We start from the raw sequence: 15,410 nt of genomic DNA, 5'->3' as shown, positions 1-15,410 counted from the left end.
CGGCCCTTCGCGCTTCTCGTAAGGCTTGCCTTCCGGACGCGGCCCCTTGCTGAACGGCCGGTCGCCAGCCTTGAAATCGCGCTTCGGCCGCTCGCTGTCAGCCGCCAGCGGGCGGTCGCCACGCGGGGCGTATGGCTTGCGCGGCCCCTCGCGCTTCTCGTAAGGCTTGCCTTCAGGGCGCGGCCCCTTGCTGAACGGCCGGTCGCCGCTTTTGAAGTCGCGCTTCGGCCGCTCGCCGTCAGNCCGCGCGGCGCGTATGGCTTGCGCGGCCCCTCGCGCTTCTCGTAAGGCTTGCCTTCAGGGCGCGGCCCCTTGCTGAACGGCCGGTCGCCGCTTTTGAAGTCGCGCTTCGGCCGCTCGCCGTCAGCTGCCGGCGGGCGGTCGCCGCGCGGCGCGTAAGGTTTTTTCACGCCGAAGGACGGCTTGCCGCCCTTGCCGGCAGCGACATCGCGACCACGCGGGCCCGACGGTTTCGAGCCGTTCTTGCGCGGGAATTTCTTGTTTTTGTCGTCCATGTAGCTTTGCTCGTTTGCACTACAGCGCCGCGCGTCCGTACGGACGCGCAAAGGACGCTGTAGGACTTTGATTTGGTGCATGATCCCTTCCGAAAACCGATTCCGGTTTTCGGGATCATGCGCTAGATAACAGGATCACGCCGGAGTAGCGAGGAGATAATCGGAATGGAAACCGCTTGAAGCGGCCGGATTTCATGGCGCTGGCACTGAAGGAGGCCGAAGCCGCCGTCCTGCGCGGCGAAGTGCCGGTCGGCGCGGTCATCGCCAGCGGCGATACGGTCGTTGCCAGTGCCGGCAACCGCACCCGCGAGCTTGCCGACCCTACCGCCCATGCCGAGATGCTGGCGATCCGCGAAGCCTGCCGCAAGCTGTCAAGCGAGCGGCTCACCGGCCACGATCTCTATGTGACGCTGGAGCCCTGCGCCATGTGCGCCGGCGCCATTTCCTTCGCCAGGCTGCGCCGGCTTTATTTCGGCGCCGCCGACGAGAAGGGCGGCGCTGTGGTCAACGGCGTGCGCTTCTTCGCCTCACCGACCTGCCACCATGCACCGGACATCTATCCAGGCATGGCCGAGAGCGACGCAGCCCTGCTGCTGAAGGATTTTTTCAGGGAGCGACGCGAACCCTAAACGTCGCAGGATTTCTTAGCGCCGGCAGCTTACCACGGCAGCCAGTCGAACATGCCGCCGCTCTTGTTCTTGGCGGCCGCTTCCCGCTTGAGGCGGCGTGCTTTCTTGTACTCGTCCTCGCCGAGGTCATCGACCGGCGCGGTGGCGGAAGCGGCGCGATACTGCACCGGCGGCTCGCTCAGATATCGGCGGGTGTTCGGGTCGCCCTGCTTTTGTTCGGCAAGGCGGCGCTTGACTTCGGCGGCGCGGCCCTTGTCCGAATCCGCCGGCTTCCAGGCCGGCGGATGACTGGAACCCGAGTCCTTCATCGCAGCCTTGATCGCGGTTGGATCCGTCTGGACGTCATCGACGATCTGCGCCTGGTAGGACGGATCGTCCTGGTTGAGCGTGGCCTCGGCGCGCAGGCGAGCGCGGCGCTGCTCGGGCGATTCCGGCCAATCGGCGCTTGCCGTGGCGCTGTCCTGCGGCGGCGGCAGTTGCTTCTGGCCCGGCGCCGGCTTCACCAATTCGGGGCGCGGCTTGTAGTCGATCTTTTCCTTGTTCTTCGGCATGACTGAAAAAGCGCTGGTGAGATCGCCGGCAAGCTGGGCGGAGGCGGTCTTGTCGGTCCCGTAGGTCGGCGAGCCCATGCAGCCGGACAGGGCCAGGCCGGACACGACAAGCGGCGCCAGCAGCGCAACGCGCGCGCAAGTTCTTTCGGTCATGCCAAAAAGTCCCACTCTAGACAGCCTCTCGATCGCCACCGGCCAAAGGTCCGGTCCCCATCGCCCATGCTCTTCCGACGGAAATCCGGCGACAATTTGTCGTCCGGAGTTTCGCGTGTTTATCTCAACCACTCGTTAAGGGCAACGAGTGGGGGCCGATCAATCGCCTGCCGTGGCATTTGTGCACCGATATGGTCTTGTGCCTGTCGTTATCCCAAAACCGCTACACACCCCCGGGTCAGGCCCGGGGGCATGCTTTTGGGCGACATGCATTAAAGTCGACCAAGCGCCTTCAATTCATGCAGCACCGCTGCGTCCCGCGCCGAAACGTCGGGGAATTCCTTGTCCTGCCCGACATCGGCCGTGTAGCGCCATGAGCGCGCGCATTTGAGAAGGCCCCGGTCCTCGGCCTTCTCGACCACCACGGCGACGCCCTTGACGTCGTCCAGCGTGAAGGCGCCAGAAGGCGCGTTGCCATGCGCAATGACCAGATCGCTGGTGATCGCCATTTCGGCCATGTCGACATCTGATATCGCCGCTTCGAGCGCCGCATCATCGAGCGTGACGACCGGCACCGCTTCCAGCGACGAGCCGATGACCTTCTGGGCGCGCGCAATCTCCAGCGCGCCGGTGACGACACGGCGAACCTGCCGCACCTTGCGCCATTTTTCCGCCAGCGCCTCGTTCTTCCAGTCGGCCGGGATTGGCGGAAACTGGTCGAGATGCACCGAGACGGCGTCCGGATGACGGTCGAGCCAGGCCTCCTCCATGGTGAAGGGCAGCATCGGCGCCAGCCATTTCACCAGGCAGTCGAACAGATGGCGCACCACCTGCACGGACGCCTTGCGCTTCACGCTGGACGGCGCCTCGCAGTAGAGCGCGTCCTTGCGGATGTCGAAATAGAAGGCCGACAGCTCGACCACCATGAAGTCGAGCAGCGTGCGGGTGATGCGCTTGAACTCGAAGGCGTCGTAGCCCGCCCGCACGACTTCATCGAGTTCGGAAAGCCGGTGCAGCATCAGCCGCTCCAGCTCCGGCATCTTGTCCAGCGGCACGTCCTCGCCATCGTCATGGGCAAGCGTGCCCAGCATCCATCGGATGGTGTTGCGCAGCTTGCGGTAGGCGTCGATGTTGGTCTGCAGCACGTTCTTGCCGAGCCGCTGGTCTTCCCAGTAGTCTGTGGTCACCACCCATAGCCGCAGGATATCGGCGCCCGACTGTTTGATGACGTCTTGCGGCACGACGGTATTGCCGAGCGACTTCGACATTTTCCGCCCCTCCTCGTCCATGGTGAACCCATGGGTGACGACGGTGTCGTAAGGCGCCCTGCCCCTGGTGCCGCAGCTTTCGAGCAGCGAGGAGTGGAACCAGCCGCGATGCTGGTCGGAACCTTCGAGATAGACGTCGGCCGGCCATTTCAGATCCGGACGATCCTCCAGGGTGAAGATATGGGTCGAGCCGGAATCGAACCAGACGTCGAGGATGTCCATCACCTGCTGCCATTTCGAGGCATCGTGATTGCCGAGGAAACGCTCCTTGGCGCCGGCCGCAAACCAGGCGTCCGCGCCTTCCTTCTCGAAGGCGTCGATGATGCGCTGGTTGACCGCCTCGTCGCGCAGGACGTTGCCGTCGGCATCGGCGAAGACGGCGATCGGCACGCCCCAGGCGCGCTGGCGCGACAGCACCCAATCGGGGCGCTCCTCGATCATGGCGCGGATGCGGTTCTGGCCAGCGGCCGGCACGAAGCGGGTGTCGTCGATCGCCTTCAGGGCACGGCTGCGCAGCGTCGTGCCGTCGCCGAGCTCCTTGTCCATAAAGACGAACCATTGCGGCGTGTTGCGGAAGATGATCGGCTTCTTCGACCGCCACGAATGCGGATAGGAATGCTTCAGCCGCCCGCGCGCGAACAGCGCGTTGCGCTTGATCAACTCGTCGATGACCGCCTGGTTGGCATTGCCCTTCTTGCCGTTGTCGTCGATGACGCGCGCCGCACCGCCCTCGCGGTCCGCGCCGAAGCCTGGCGCTTCCTTGGTGAAGAAGCCGGCATCGTCGACGGTGAACGGGATCGCTGTGTCGATGCCGCGCTGGCGAAGGTCCGAAGCTGCATCCATCCAGGCGTCAAAATCCTCGCGGCCATGGCCCGGCGCCGTGTGGACGAAACCGGTACCGGCTTCGTCGGTGACATGCTCGCCGGCGAGCATTGGGACGTCGAATTCATAGCCGCCATTCAAACCTTTGAAGGGATGAGAAAGCGTAAGGCTTCCAAGCTCTTCGGCCGAAATGCTACGGAGGCGGTCCATCGTCACCTTGGCTTTGGTCGCAGCCTCTTCCGCCAGCGCTTCGGCAAAGATCAGCCTTTCGCTAGGCTGCGGGCCGAAAGCATTCTCGGCCGCAGTGACCTCGTAGAGGCCATAGTTGATGCGTGGCGAATAGTTGACGGCACGGTTGCCGGGGATGGTCCATGGCGTGGTCGTCCAGATAACGACATCGGCCTCCAGCAAGTCCAGTGACGTCTGCGTCAGCCTCGGATCCAAGGCTGGCTGCCCATCTTCGACGTTGGTGACCTGACGAGCGAGGCTGACGACCGGAAACTTCGCCCAGATCGTATCGCTCTCGTAGTCCTGGTACTCGACCTCGGCCTCGGCCAGCGCGGTGCGCTCGACAACGCTCCACATCACCGGCTTCGAGCCGCGATACAGTTGGCCCGACATGGCGAATTTCAACAGCTCGCCGGCGATGCGCGCCTCGGCATGGAACGCCATCGTCGTATAGGGATTGTCGAAGTCGCCGACGACGCCGAGCCTCTGGAACTCGCCGCCCTGCACCTTGATCCAGTGTGCGGCGAACTCGCGGCATTCCTTGCGGAACTCGTTGACCGGCACCTCGTCCTTGTTCTTGCCCTTGGCGCGGTATTGCTCCTCGATCTTCCATTCGATCGGCAGGCCGTGGCAATCCCAGCCGGGCACGTAGTTCGAGTCGTAGCCGCGCATCTGGAACGAGCGGGTGATGACGTCCTTGAGGATCTTGTTCAGCGCATGGCCGATATGGATGTTGCCGTTGGCGTAGGGCGGGCCGTCATGCAGCACGTATTTTTCGCGGCCGGCGGCGTTTTCGCGCAGCTTGCGGTAAAGCTCCATGTCCTGCCAGCGCTTGACCAGCAGCGGCTCCTTCTCGGGCAAGCCGGCGCGCATCGGAAAATCCGTCTGCGGCAGATAAAGCGTCTTGGAATAGTCGATCGTTTCAACAGTGTCGGTCATCGGCGTATCGGTCATTGGTCTGCCATATGCATTGCCCGGCAAAGAGCCCGGGCGTTGAACTATCATGATCTGGAAAAAGCGCGAGAGGCCGCGCGCAAAATTCCCGGCGGCTCCGGCGGCGCTCAGGCCGCCCGGAACACCGGGCTTGTAATTCGTATCGCAATCGCGAGCGCGCGAGGAAACTGCGTCATGACCGGGCTTTTAGACGAGGCCGGCCCCATTGAAAAGCCCGAACTCTGATGCTTACCCTAGGAGCGTTTACCAATTGCGCCTATGTTTGTCGGCAGATGGTATTGGAAGACCAACATCTACGGTTGTATTTCACAGTTTAGCGCACCGGAAGGAACGAAATGTGACCCTGACGATTGCCGAGTCCGGCCGCGCTCTGCGACTTGAACGCATTTCAGCGATGGCGGATCGCGTTTTCGGCAACCATGAAAAGGCGCAGCGGTGGCTGCGCAAGCCAAGTCGGGTGCTCAACCAAGTGCCCATCGATCTCCTGCAATCGGAAGCAGGTGCCACGCTTGTGGAAGACGAACTCAACCGCATCGCCTACGGCATAGTCGCCTGAGCCATGCGGCTGCGCGCAATACACAACCTGCGACATCACATCGAGAAATCGAAGCGATAGGTCGTCGACACGCCGATCGTGAACTGATCCCTTGAGCCGCGCTCCTTGACCAGGCTGGAATCGGCCGCCGGGCCCATCAGCCGCGAATATTCGGCGAACAGGCTGGCCGTCATCGGCTCGGTCACTTTCCACGTCACCGCGCCGCCGAGGCCCGCCGACTTCACGCCACCGTCCGGTCGGTACCGGCTGAGGCCCGACGCTATGGCTTCCCCGGCGTCGACGCCGTAATAGGCGTCGAAATAATCCGACGAGGCGAACGAAACGCGCGGCCCGCCCGAGATCCTGACCTCCGGCGTCACATCGTGGAATGCGTCGGCGGCGATGTCGGCGACGAAGCCGTTATGGGCGCGAATGCCGTGCCGCAATTCGGCGCGGGCGCGCAACCAGTCCAAAGGATAGAATTCGAAGAAGCCGCCGGCCTCGCCGCCCCAGCGCACCGGGTCGAGGCCTCTCAGTTCGTCGGCGTCGTCGCCATCGCGCGAAAACAGGATTTTTCCGGCCAGGCCGGCGCGGAAGCCGCCTTCGTCGATCAACCCCAGCGAGATGTTGTCGTTGCGCGAGGTGAAGCGGGCCGCAGGACCGACCTTGCCGAGCGAGATGATCGGCTGGGCGCTGAGTATATAGTTCTTGCTGCCTTCGAAATCGGGGGCGACCAGGCCGGTGGCGCCGACTGTCAGATACCAGTCGCCGGACAGCCAGCCCAAGGCGCCATCGGCGGCTTCGGCGGCACCGGGCGCGCCCAGCAGGAAGGTGGCCAAGACCACCTGATATACCTTGATAGAACGCATCGTCACTCCATACGCGCGAAACACCGGCGGGAACAACCTGCCTGCAAAGAGCCATGGCGCCGGTTCAGTAAACTTTGATTTAAACTCGACACGCTGACTCACTTTTTTGGCGTGCATCCAGCGCAAGCTGCTCGCTGGACGGGCATGACCCTCGGCGATACCCGCCAAATTGGCAAGACGTCAAGTGACGACAAATGTCAGGCGACGCTGCGATCGGCCTGGCGAATTCGCTCAAAAAGCAATGGCCGTGTCGAGCTCGGACAGCGGGCTGACGCCGGCAAGCAGCGCCCTCGCCTCGGCCTCGTCGCGTTTCATCTGCGCGACCAGCGCGTCGAGCCCGTCGAACTTCACCTCGGCGCGCAGGAAACCGAAGAAGGACACCGCGCATAGCTCGCCATAGAGATCGCCGGAGAAGTCGAAGACGAAGGTTTCCAGAAGCGGCGCGCCGTTGTCGTCGACGGTCGGGCGGCGGCCAAAGCTGGCGACGCCATCATGAAGCGTACCGTCGGCGCGGCGGAAGCGGACGGCATAAATCCCTTCCTTCAGAGTGGCTTCCGGCGAAAGCCTCATATTGGCGGTTGGAAAGCCGAGCGTCCGGCCAAGCTGCTGGCCGCCGATCACCTCGCTCTCGACCGTGAAGCGGTAGCCGAGCAGGCCGGCGGCCTCGGCCACCGCGCCTTCGCACAGCAGCGCGCGGATTCGGCTCGACGACACCACTTCGGCGCCTTCGTCGCGAAAGGCGTCAACCAGGGTGACGCCGAAGCCGTGGCGTTCGCCGGCCGCCATCAGATAGGCCGGGCCGCCTTGCCTGTCCTTGCCGAAGTGGAAGTCGAAGCCGGTCACGGCGTGAATGATGCCGAGATTGCTGTCGAGCACGTCGGTCACGAACGCTTCCGCCGACAGTGCGGCGAAGGCGCGCGTGAACGGCTGCTCGACGAGTGCGGCAAAGCCCAGATGCGACAGCAGCCGTGCCTTCATCGGCGGCGGTGTCAGCACGAACAGCGGAATCTCGGGCCGGAACACCTTTCTCGGATGCGGCTCGAAGGTCAGCACCAGCGCCGGCGCGCCGCGCCGGCGGGCCTCGGCCAGCGCGCGCTCGAGCACGGCCTGGTGGCCGCGGTGGACGCCGTCGAAATTGCCGATCGCCACCACGCCACCCCGCAAATGGGCCGGCAGCGGCGAGATGGCAGAAACGCGTTCGAAGGCTTCCGTCATTTCGGGGCTTGCGTCATTTCGAGGCTTCCGTCATCGAGCGAGCCTACTGCAGTCTCGGAATGACCGCGACCGGCCGGTAGCCATGCCTTTCCAGAAAGGCGATCAGCCTGGCCGGATCCGGTTGTAGCGGATCGCCGTAGTCGCGGGCATGGATGCCGCCCGACACGTAGAGCACGTCGAAGCCATTGTCGGCAGCGCCCTTGATGTCGGTCATCATGCCGTCGCCGATAGCCAGCACGTCCGAGCGCTCGACCGGGCGGCCGAGCAGGTCGGCGATCTCCTTCATCGCGACGTCATAGACCGGGGCATAAGGTTTTCCGGCGATCAGCGTGCGCCCGCCGAGCTGGGCATAGTCGCGGGCCAAGGCTCCGGCGCACCAGATCATCCGCTCGCCGCGCTCGACCACGATATCGGGATTGGCGCAGATGAAGGGCAGGTTCCTGGCGCGCAGCCGCCGCAGAAGATCGGCGTAGTCCTCCGGCTTCTCGACCTCGTCGTCGAACAGCCCGGTGCAGACCACGCCGGACGCCTCGAACTCCTCGACCAGCTCGACATCAAGCCCGTCATAGAGCGTGAAATCGCGATCGGCGCCAATGTGGAAGATCTTTCGCGGCCCCTCCATGATCAGGTCGCGGGTCACGTCACCGGAGGTGACGACCCGGTCATAGGCCGCAGAGGGAACGCCGATCGCATTCATCTGCGCCACCACATCGGCGCTGCGCCGCGGCGAATTGGTGATCAGCACGACAGGTATCTTCGCCTCGCGCGCGGTGCCCAGCGCCAGAGCCGCGGCCGGAAAATGCCGTTCGCCATTGTGGACCACACCCCAGACGTCGCACAGGATGGCACAATAGGCTCCCGACAAATCCGCGAGCGAGCCGATGATATCGGGCGAGTCCGCCATATCGTTTCCCAAATCATGATGGTTGCGAGCGTCGCCGCCGACGTCCGCCGCGGCAGGGGTCCACCGCGGCAGGTTCGCATTAACCGAAGCACTTGACCCTGTCACCAGCTTTCACATTTTTCAGGATTGCCCTGGTTTCAGGATTGCCTTGGCACTGACGAAGGCAAGCGCGCAAGCCGCTCTTGCCGAGACTTCCCCATTCTGAAGGCTTCGGCGGGCGGTCCAGCCGCGCGCAGCAATGCCGGCATCGGCGGCGTGGTTAACGAGCCTTGAAAAAGGCAAGCCGATCTTGGATGTTTTCAGCAATCTGAAACTTAAGGATTGATGGCATCTTTCGCCGACTAGGGGTTTTGGCGAGGGGCTGAAGACAATGATCCGAAAATTCGGTAGGGACCGGCGTGGCAACTATACGCTGATGACGGTCATCACGATGGTGCCACTGATGGGCGGAGTGGCGCTCAGCGTCGATTACTCGGAACTGCTGCGCCAGAAGCACGCCACGTTGAACGCTTTGGACGCCGCCGGCCTCGCCACGGCTCAGCAGGTCGTCTCCGGCGCAACCGACGACGCCGCAGACTTTCTTCGAAACCAATCTCGGCCCCGTCGATCCGGCCAACACGTCGCTTACCGTCACCCTGCCCAACAGCAATGCGGGTGGCGGCACGTTGAAGCTCTGCAGCGCCCTTACCTATCACCCCTATTTTCTGCCGGCCGCCGCCATGCTGCTGGGCGGCGGGACCACCAGCGGCGCTACAACTTTCACGGATTGCTCGGAAATCCGTCTCAAGAACACGCTGGAAGTCGCTCTGGTGCTCGACAATTCCGGCTCGATGAACGAACTCGGTTCCGGCACCGGCGCGAGGCGAATAGACCTGCTGAAGACTGCCGCCAAACAGCTTGTCGATACGCTGGCGCTGCAGGCACAGCAGATGAAGCAGGTCAGCAAACCGGTGCAGTTCTCCCTGGTGCCGTTCGCTGCTTCGGTCAATGTCGGTCCCACCCATGACCAGGACAGCTGGATGGACCAGGATGGCATCTCCCCGATCCAGCATGATGATTTCGACTGGACGAAGATGACCGCCGCCAACGATCCGGACAGATACGCCGAGAAGCTCAACGGCGTCTGGTACAAACGCGGCACCGGCTGGGGCGACACCGAGGATCAGCCACTGACCCGCTTCAGCCTCTACGCCGACATCACCGTCGAGTCCGGCCGCGAAGAAGTGCCTAACACGAAACAGTATATCTGCGACACCTATAACAAGAAAGGTAACTGCAGCAGCGGCCACTGGACCACCCCGGAATATATCTACACCACCAGCCGCTATGCGAGTTGGCAGGGTTGCGTGGGGGCGAGGCCGCACCCGTATAACAACGACGACACGACGCCTGATACCGCCACACCTGCCACGCTGTTCGTGCCGATGTTTGCGCCCGACGAGGCCGGCACGCTCTGGCTCGATTTCAACCGCGACGGCGCTAACGACGTGATCTATCTGAACTATGGTTACGGCAACAACTGGTGGGCCGACTGGCCTTACACCGACAGCCCAACCGCTTCGCAGCGGCAGTCGGACATGCGCAAATATTTCCTGGTCAAGCCTTACGGCTCGAAGTCGGCTGCCTCGGGCGACGGCCCAAATTCGTCCTGCACGACCAACCCGATCACGCCGCTCAAAGACGTGACTCAGCTTGCCCAGAAAGAGGAGATCGACAACGCCATCGACGCCATGGCGCCGAACGGCAACACCAACGTGCCGGAAGGCCTTGCCTGGGGCTGGCGAACGGTGTCGAGCAACGAACCTTTCACTGCGGGCCGGCCGAACACTGAAAGAGGCAACGACAAAGTGGTCATCGTGCTGACCGACGGCGCCAATACCTACAGCGCCGTCAGCGACAGCGGCTACGCCAATAACAGGTCGACCTATGCCGCTTACGGTTACACCGGCCTGACATATCCGGGGTCTGGAAGCGTGACGCGGCTGTTCATGAACACAAGCACCGACATCGGCAAGACGACCTACACGGGCGCCAACTACACCGCCGCGCTGGACGAGCAGATGCAGACCCTTTGCGGCAACGCGAAGAAATCGAACGTTCTCGTCATGACCGTTGCGCTCGACCTGTCGACCACCGATGCCGGTGACAAGAAAGCACTCGACGCGCTGAAGGCCTGCTCCTCGGACTCGCGCTTCCGCAAGGATCCCACCGATCCGACCAAGCCGGCCAAGCTGTTCTGGAACGCGACCGGGGCGACGCTGTCGGACAATTTCAGGGAAATCGCCAACGAATTGTCGAACCTGCGCATCGTCGGCTGAAGGGGGTGGGGTCGGCTGAAGGGGGCGCAAGCACCCGGAAATGACAGGCTGGCGGAACAGCGCCCCCTCTGTCCTGCCGGACATCTCCCCCACAAGGGGGGAGATCGGATGTCGGCACGGCTTTCGCCAATCTCCAACGCCGCAGAAGAGGCGAGGCGCAGAAGCTGCCGATCTCCCCCTCGTGGGGAGATGCCAAGTTGTGGCAAGGGGGCAGGCCAGAGGGGGGCGCGGAAGGATAGCGACCGAACAGCTTTGTTTGGGCCGCTGCATTCTTCGGCTGTTAACGCCGCTCCAGCCTACATCGGCCGCCGGTCCGGCTGCGCCCGCTCCGGTTCGACCAGCCTGCGATAGAGATGCCACGTCGCATGGCCAAGCACGGGCATGACGACGGCGAGCCCGGCAAACAGCGGGATCGAGCCGATGACCAGCAGCACGGCGACCATCAGGCCCCACAGGGCCATCTGCAGCGGGTTTGTCATCACCGCCCGTGCTGAGGTCTCGATCGCCGAGACCGCGCCGACATCGCGGTCGAGCAGCAGCGGGAAAGCGACAACGGTCGTCGCCAGCACGATCGCGGCGAAGACGAAACCAGCCGCATTGCCGAGCAGGATCAGCGTCCAGCCTTTGGGCGTTGCCAGCACCTCGCGCACAAAGCCACCGATCGAGGCCGGCGGCTGAGCGCCGAACAGGCTGGTGTAGATCGATTGCGCGGTGAACAGCCAGAGCAGGAACAGTGCCACCAGCATGATGCCGAGGACCGCGATCGCCGGCAGCGCCGGCGAGTGGCGTACCTCGAGCGCGTGCCACCAGGACGTGTCCATGCCGAGCTCGCGGCGGCGGCTGATCTCGTACAGGCCGATCGCGGCGAACGGTCCAAGCAGGGCGAAGCCGGACATCAACGGGTAAAGCAGCTGGATGGCGTAGGCGCCGGATGTCGTCCACTGCGCCAGGATCAATCCGACCACCGGATAGATCAGGCACAGGAAGACGTAATGCGATGGCTTTGCCCAAAAATCCTCGACGCCGAGCCGCAGCACATCGATCAGGTCCGCCGTGGTGATGCGGCGCACCCTGGGCTGCACGTGCATCCCACGCGCGTCCGACATGACATGAAAGCTGGCCATACCCATTCTCCCGTATTCAGGGGGCGGCCACCGCCAGGATGGCCGCCCGTAGCTGCCACTTCAAGAGCGATGGCATGATAGCCGAATTCGATGTGCTTGTCGCGAATCGGGTGGGGTTGAGCATGCGCGGCGCGGCACAGGCCGTGTTCGTGCCGCGCCGCTGGCGTGTGCTAGACACCAAATCGTTCAATCACCTCGGCCAGCGGAACGTGGCCAAGGCAGGCACCCGACCCCGCCGGCGTTTCGCCGTCCTCGATGGCCTGCGCGTACCGCACGTCCGGATTGCTTTCGATCCGACGGCGCAGCGCTGCCAGCCTGGGATAGGCGGCGCCGTCGACCGCCTGGTGGAACTCCGCCCAACGTGCCACGCCGATCAACGTGGTATCGGCCAACGTCAGGCGGTCGCCGACCAGAAAGTCGGTGTCGCCGATCATCGCCTCAAGCCGGTCGTGGCGTTCGGCAACGGCCTGGCGGCCGAAGTCACGCAAGGTCGCCAGCAGGGCCGGTTCGGCCGATTCCATTTCATAGGCAGCCCAGAGCGGGGTGAAAGCGGCGGTGAAACCGGTGTTCACGAAAGCCATCAGCTGATGCATCCGGTCGGCTTCCGGCGAGCGCGGGTCGAAGCTGATGCGACGTTGCGTGTCGCGGGCTTCGAGCCAAGCGGCAATCGCCATGGTCTCGGTGAGCACTCTGCCTTCGTCGGTGATCATCACCGGCGTTTCCTGACGGCCGTTGATGCGGGCATAGGCGTCGTTCTTCATTTCGGTGAGCATGTCGACGCGGCACAGGCGGTAGGGCTGTCCGAGGCGTTCAAAAGCAGCGACGAGCCCCATCGAACTTCCCGCCGGGACGCCGTAAAGGAGGATAGGTTCCATTTCTTTGTCTCTTCCATGTTCAGGGATCACGCAGCGCAGCGAAGCTTGACCCTAAACGCTGGTCGCCCCATGTAAATTACGCACTATTTTGTAACCAGGATCCGCCATGAAAGATGTCGTCTCAAGCTGCCCGATCGAAGAGGCCATGCGTGTGCTCAGCGGTCGCTGGCCGACCTTGCTGCTCTACTATCTGAAGGACGGGACCAAGCGCTTCAGCGACCTGAGGCGTGACAACCCGACCGTGTCGCACCGCATTCTGGCGCTGGAACTGCGCAAGCTGGAGGAAGCCGGGATCGTGCGGCGAACGGCGCATGCCGGCTATCCGCTACGCGTCGACTATGATCTCACCGCAGCGGGTCTCAAGCTTGTGCCGCTCATCGACGCCTTAGGCGACTGGTGGGAAGATACCGAGGACGATCGGGCCGGCCGGGTCTCATCGGCGCCAAGGCTGGTGGCGGCGGAGTAAGCAGTGGGGGAAATTTGGCGATTGCAACTATACGTTGTGCAACTGCTTGGGTGGAATCAGCCGACCGGGCCGAATACCTCAGGGAGCGCGCAGCGCCAGACGTTGTCTACTGGCCAACACCTGCGGTTACCAAACAACACACGTGTTAACCCGCCTATCACTAAATCACGTTTTTGGTGATTGTCACTTGAAATCCCCTCAATCACTTGTTGGGTGATTGAGGGGAGAATCATATGAAGACCGCGCAATACAAGCTAATCCTGAGCCGCGCTGGCGAACGCGCCATCGACATGACTTTCGCGGCTTATGCCGTCATGCACGACATCCTGGATCGCACCGCCTCTAGCCAACGCACCAACACGTTTGAACTCCAGAAGCTCGCCTATGAAGCGATCCGCGCCGAGACGGGCCTGCCGGCGCGACTGGTGACCAATGGCATTCGCGAATACGCCTCCGGCGCCTGGTCGCCCGACCGGCTGCCGCTTGACGACAAGCTCATGTCCTTCAAGGGCGTCGACAAGGTTTCGATTTCTACCGTTGAGGGGCGTGTGATCGCGGGATTCCTGGCCACCGGCTACTCCGACAGCCAGGAGAAGGCGCAACTTTCCCATCTCGTACGGGATAACGGGGCCTATCTGCTCACCGTTCCGCTGTCGGCGGACATGCAACACAGGGAGATCGAAGCCATGCAGACCGAATCCATTTCCGGGCGCGTTTCGCGCCTCGCCGCCGGCCTAGTCGCAACCGTGATCGACGGCCTTGAGAAGAAGGCTCCCGAGGCGGTGGCCGAACAAGCGATCCGCGAGATCGACAAGGCCGCCGACGAGTTGAAATCCAACCTCGCAGCGCTTATCGCCGAGCGCAAGCGCTACACCCTGCAGAAGGACGACCTGACCGAGGAACGCGAGGGGCTGGACCAGAATATCCGTGTCGCCCTGCAAGAGGGCCGCGAAGACCTCGCACGGGCCGGTATTGGCCGTCAGGACGACATCGACGCGCAGGCCGCCTCTATCGACAAGCTGATCCAAGATGTTGATGTGCGCATTGACGAAGCGCGAGGCGCGCTGAGCGCCGCAAGTGCGGCCCGCCGCGATTCCGAGGAGCGGGTGAAGATAGCGCGTCGCGCCCGCGAGGCGCAGAACCCGGGCACGGCAGGCAACGCTGGCGGCGGGTTCCGCAAACCCGCACCGGAGGATCGCATTGCGGCCGCGCTTTCCAGCGTGGCGCGGCTGACCGACCTGCCCGCTGGCAAGCCGCGCGACAACGATCTTGTCGAACTCGAAGAATTTGGGCGCCAGCGCCGCATTGACGACCGGCTGGCGGCTCTGCGCAGCGAACTCAAGGGTAAGAAGTAGCGCCGATGGCAGAAATTCTCCACGCGCCGGCGCTCTATCTCTATCCATTGCTGGCAGGGATGTTGCTGGGTGTCCTGCAGATCGTCCTGTTCTTTGTTGGAGCCGGGCATTTTGACCATGGTGGCGGCGAAGACGGCGCGGTCGACCACCTCCTCGACGCCACACATCTGGGCGACGTATTCGATTGGTTGAATTTCGGTCGGGTACCCTTCGCCATCCTGATACTGCTTCTGCTGGTCACGTTCGGCATGGTCGGCATCATGCTGTGGCAGATCTTCCCGGCCTTGCCGGCGTGGAGCTACGCTTTTGGCGCGGCGCCGGCGGCGGTGATGGTCACGAAGATCACCGGCGGCTGGATCGCTCATCTCCTGCCGCAGGACGAGAGCTACGCCGTCAACCACGATCATCTGGTCGGGCGTCGCGGCACGGTCACGCTCGGGCCGCTGGACGACGGTCGGCCCGGCTCGATCCGAGTGCGCGATGAGCATGGCGAATTGCATACGCTGCGGGCGCGGCCCGCAGACGCGGGAATCAAAATCGAGAAAGGCGCCTTAGTCGTGGTGGTGAAAGCCGCCGAGGGACCTGGTCGTGTCTGGCTGGTAGTGCCGTTCGAGGAGCACATCTAGCCA

13 protein-coding genes and 1 pseudogene are annotated in these 15,410 nt (G+C 63.4%); 7 read left to right on the top strand and 7 right to left on the bottom strand.

Translation table 11 applies throughout. From position 1 onward, the window contains the following. Positions 1-691 precede the first annotated feature (691 nt). Positions 692-1,144 carry a nucleoside deaminase gene (locus X738_RS71925; RefSeq protein ID WP_023802268.1) on the top strand — a complete coding sequence of 151 codons (453 nt, stop codon included), beginning with the start codon at positions 692-694 and terminating at the stop codon, positions 1,142-1,144. A gap of 29 nt (positions 1,145-1,173) precedes the next feature. Here X738_RS71925 and X738_RS71920 read toward each other — a convergent pair whose 3' ends face one another. Together X738_RS71920 and ileS are read right to left on the bottom strand one after the other, a co-directional pair. Continuing rightward, positions 1,174-1,848: a hypothetical protein gene (locus tag X738_RS71920; protein ID WP_023802267.1), complete on the bottom strand. Its 675-nt coding sequence runs from the start codon at positions 1,846-1,848 to the stop codon at positions 1,174-1,176. Between the two features lie 272 nt (positions 1,849-2,120). Next, entirely contained in the window at positions 2,121-5,105 is a 2,985-nt protein-coding gene (gene ileS, locus X738_RS71915; RefSeq protein ID WP_023802266.1) for an isoleucine--tRNA ligase, read from the bottom strand. A gap of 54 nt (positions 5,106-5,159) precedes the next feature. On the opposite strand from ileS, the gene X738_RS85265 reads away from it, so the two are divergent. Next, a complete protein-coding gene (locus X738_RS85265) occupies positions 5,160-5,345 on the top strand; it encodes a hypothetical protein (protein WP_023802265.1) in 186 nt (61 codons plus the stop codon). Continuing rightward, positions 5,326-5,676 (top strand): antitoxin Xre/MbcA/ParS toxin-binding domain-containing protein, encoded by a 351-nt coding sequence (locus X738_RS87550; RefSeq protein WP_051407930.1) that lies wholly within the window; start codon positions 5,326-5,328, stop codon positions 5,674-5,676. Before X738_RS85265 ends, X738_RS87550 begins: the two co-directional genes overlap by 20 nt. Positions 5,677-5,711: 35 nt before the next feature. Here the strand turns inward: X738_RS87550 and X738_RS71900 are convergent, their stop codons facing one another. The 3 genes from X738_RS71900 to X738_RS71890 form a co-directional block, all read right to left on the bottom strand. Next, a complete protein-coding gene (locus X738_RS71900; protein ID WP_023802263.1) occupies positions 5,712-6,524 on the bottom strand; it encodes a MipA/OmpV family protein in 813 nt (270 codons plus the stop codon). A 231-nt stretch (positions 6,525-6,755) separates the two neighbouring features. After that, positions 6,756-7,739 carry a bifunctional riboflavin kinase/FAD synthetase gene (locus tag X738_RS71895; RefSeq protein WP_023802262.1) on the bottom strand — a complete coding sequence of 328 codons (984 nt, stop codon included), beginning with the start codon at positions 7,737-7,739 and terminating at the stop codon, positions 6,756-6,758. A 43-nt stretch (positions 7,740-7,782) separates the two neighbouring features. Continuing rightward, on the bottom strand, positions 7,783-8,643 hold the full coding sequence (locus tag X738_RS71890) for a TIGR01459 family HAD-type hydrolase (RefSeq protein WP_023802261.1): 861 nt from the start codon (positions 8,641-8,643) through the stop codon (positions 7,783-7,785). 370 nt (positions 8,644-9,013) lie between these two features. Between X738_RS71890 and X738_RS71885 the strand changes: the two are divergent. After that, positions 9,014-10,961 (top strand): annotated as a pseudogene (locus tag X738_RS71885) (pilus assembly protein TadG-related protein). A 296-nt stretch (positions 10,962-11,257) separates the two neighbouring features. Here X738_RS71885 and X738_RS71880 read toward each other — a convergent pair. Both X738_RS71880 and X738_RS71875 read right to left on the bottom strand, forming a co-directional pair. Next, positions 11,258-12,085, bottom strand: a complete 828-nt coding sequence (locus tag X738_RS71880) for a DUF2189 domain-containing protein (RefSeq protein ID WP_023802259.1) — start codon at positions 12,083-12,085, stop codon at positions 11,258-11,260. Between the two features lie 170 nt (positions 12,086-12,255). Then, positions 12,256-12,960, bottom strand: a complete 705-nt coding sequence (locus X738_RS71875) for a glutathione S-transferase family protein (RefSeq protein ID WP_023802258.1) — start codon at positions 12,958-12,960, stop codon at positions 12,256-12,258. Positions 12,961-13,066: 106 nt separating this feature from the next. On the opposite strand from X738_RS71875, the gene X738_RS71870 reads away from it, so the two are divergent. The 3 genes from X738_RS71870 to X738_RS0143295 all read left to right on the top strand — a co-directional run bounded on the left by X738_RS71870 (position 13,067) and on the right by X738_RS0143295 (position 15,407). Continuing rightward, a complete protein-coding gene (locus X738_RS71870) occupies positions 13,067-13,426 on the top strand; it encodes a winged helix-turn-helix transcriptional regulator (protein ID WP_023802257.1) in 360 nt (119 codons plus the stop codon). A gap of 233 nt (positions 13,427-13,659) precedes the next feature. Continuing rightward, positions 13,660-14,781, top strand: coding sequence for a PspA/IM30 family protein (locus X738_RS71865; protein WP_023802256.1), 1,122 nt, complete (start codon positions 13,660-13,662; stop codon positions 14,779-14,781). A 5-nt stretch (positions 14,782-14,786) separates the two neighbouring features. Further along, a complete protein-coding gene (locus X738_RS0143295; protein ID WP_023802255.1) occupies positions 14,787-15,407 on the top strand; it encodes an OB-fold-containig protein in 621 nt (206 codons plus the stop codon). Positions 15,408-15,410 lie beyond the last annotated feature (3 nt).

The organism is Mesorhizobium sp. L48C026A00, assembly GCF_000502375.1.
GTDB classification, from domain to species: Bacteria; Pseudomonadota; Alphaproteobacteria; order Rhizobiales; family Rhizobiaceae; genus Mesorhizobium; species Mesorhizobium muleiense.
The sequence above is the reverse complement of the archived record's forward strand: the minus strand, read 5'-3'. Positions and strand labels throughout refer to the sequence as shown.

Excerpts from the sequence above, each read along its gene's own strand:
- X738_RS71920 (WP_023802267.1), bottom strand. The coding sequence starts at position 1,848 with ATGACCGAAAGAACTTGCGCGCGCGTTGCGCTGCTGGCGCCGCTTGTC.
- ileS (WP_023802266.1), bottom strand. The coding sequence starts at position 5,105 with ATGACCGACACTGTTGAAACGATCGACTATTCCAAGACGCTTTATCTG.
- X738_RS71900 (WP_023802263.1), bottom strand. The coding sequence starts at position 6,524 with ATGCGTTCTATCAAGGTATATCAGGTGGTCTTGGCCACCTTCCTGCTG.
- X738_RS71895 (WP_023802262.1), bottom strand. The coding sequence starts at position 7,739 with ATGACGGAAGCCTTCGAACGCGTTTCTGCCATCTCGCCGCTGCCGGCC.
- X738_RS71890 (WP_023802261.1), bottom strand. The coding sequence starts at position 8,643 with ATGGCGGACTCGCCCGATATCATCGGCTCGCTCGCGGATTTGTCGGGA.
- X738_RS71880 (WP_023802259.1), bottom strand. The coding sequence starts at position 12,085 with ATGGCCAGCTTTCATGTCATGTCGGACGCGCGTGGGATGCACGTGCAG.
- X738_RS71875 (WP_023802258.1), bottom strand. The coding sequence starts at position 12,960 with ATGGAACCTATCCTCCTTTACGGCGTCCCGGCGGGAAGTTCGATGGGG.
- X738_RS71870 (WP_023802257.1), top strand. The coding sequence starts at position 13,067 with ATGAAAGATGTCGTCTCAAGCTGCCCGATCGAAGAGGCCATGCGTGTG.
- X738_RS71865 (WP_023802256.1), top strand. The coding sequence starts at position 13,660 with ATGAAGACCGCGCAATACAAGCTAATCCTGAGCCGCGCTGGCGAACGC.
- X738_RS0143295 (WP_023802255.1), top strand. The coding sequence starts at position 14,787 with ATGGCAGAAATTCTCCACGCGCCGGCGCTCTATCTCTATCCATTGCTG.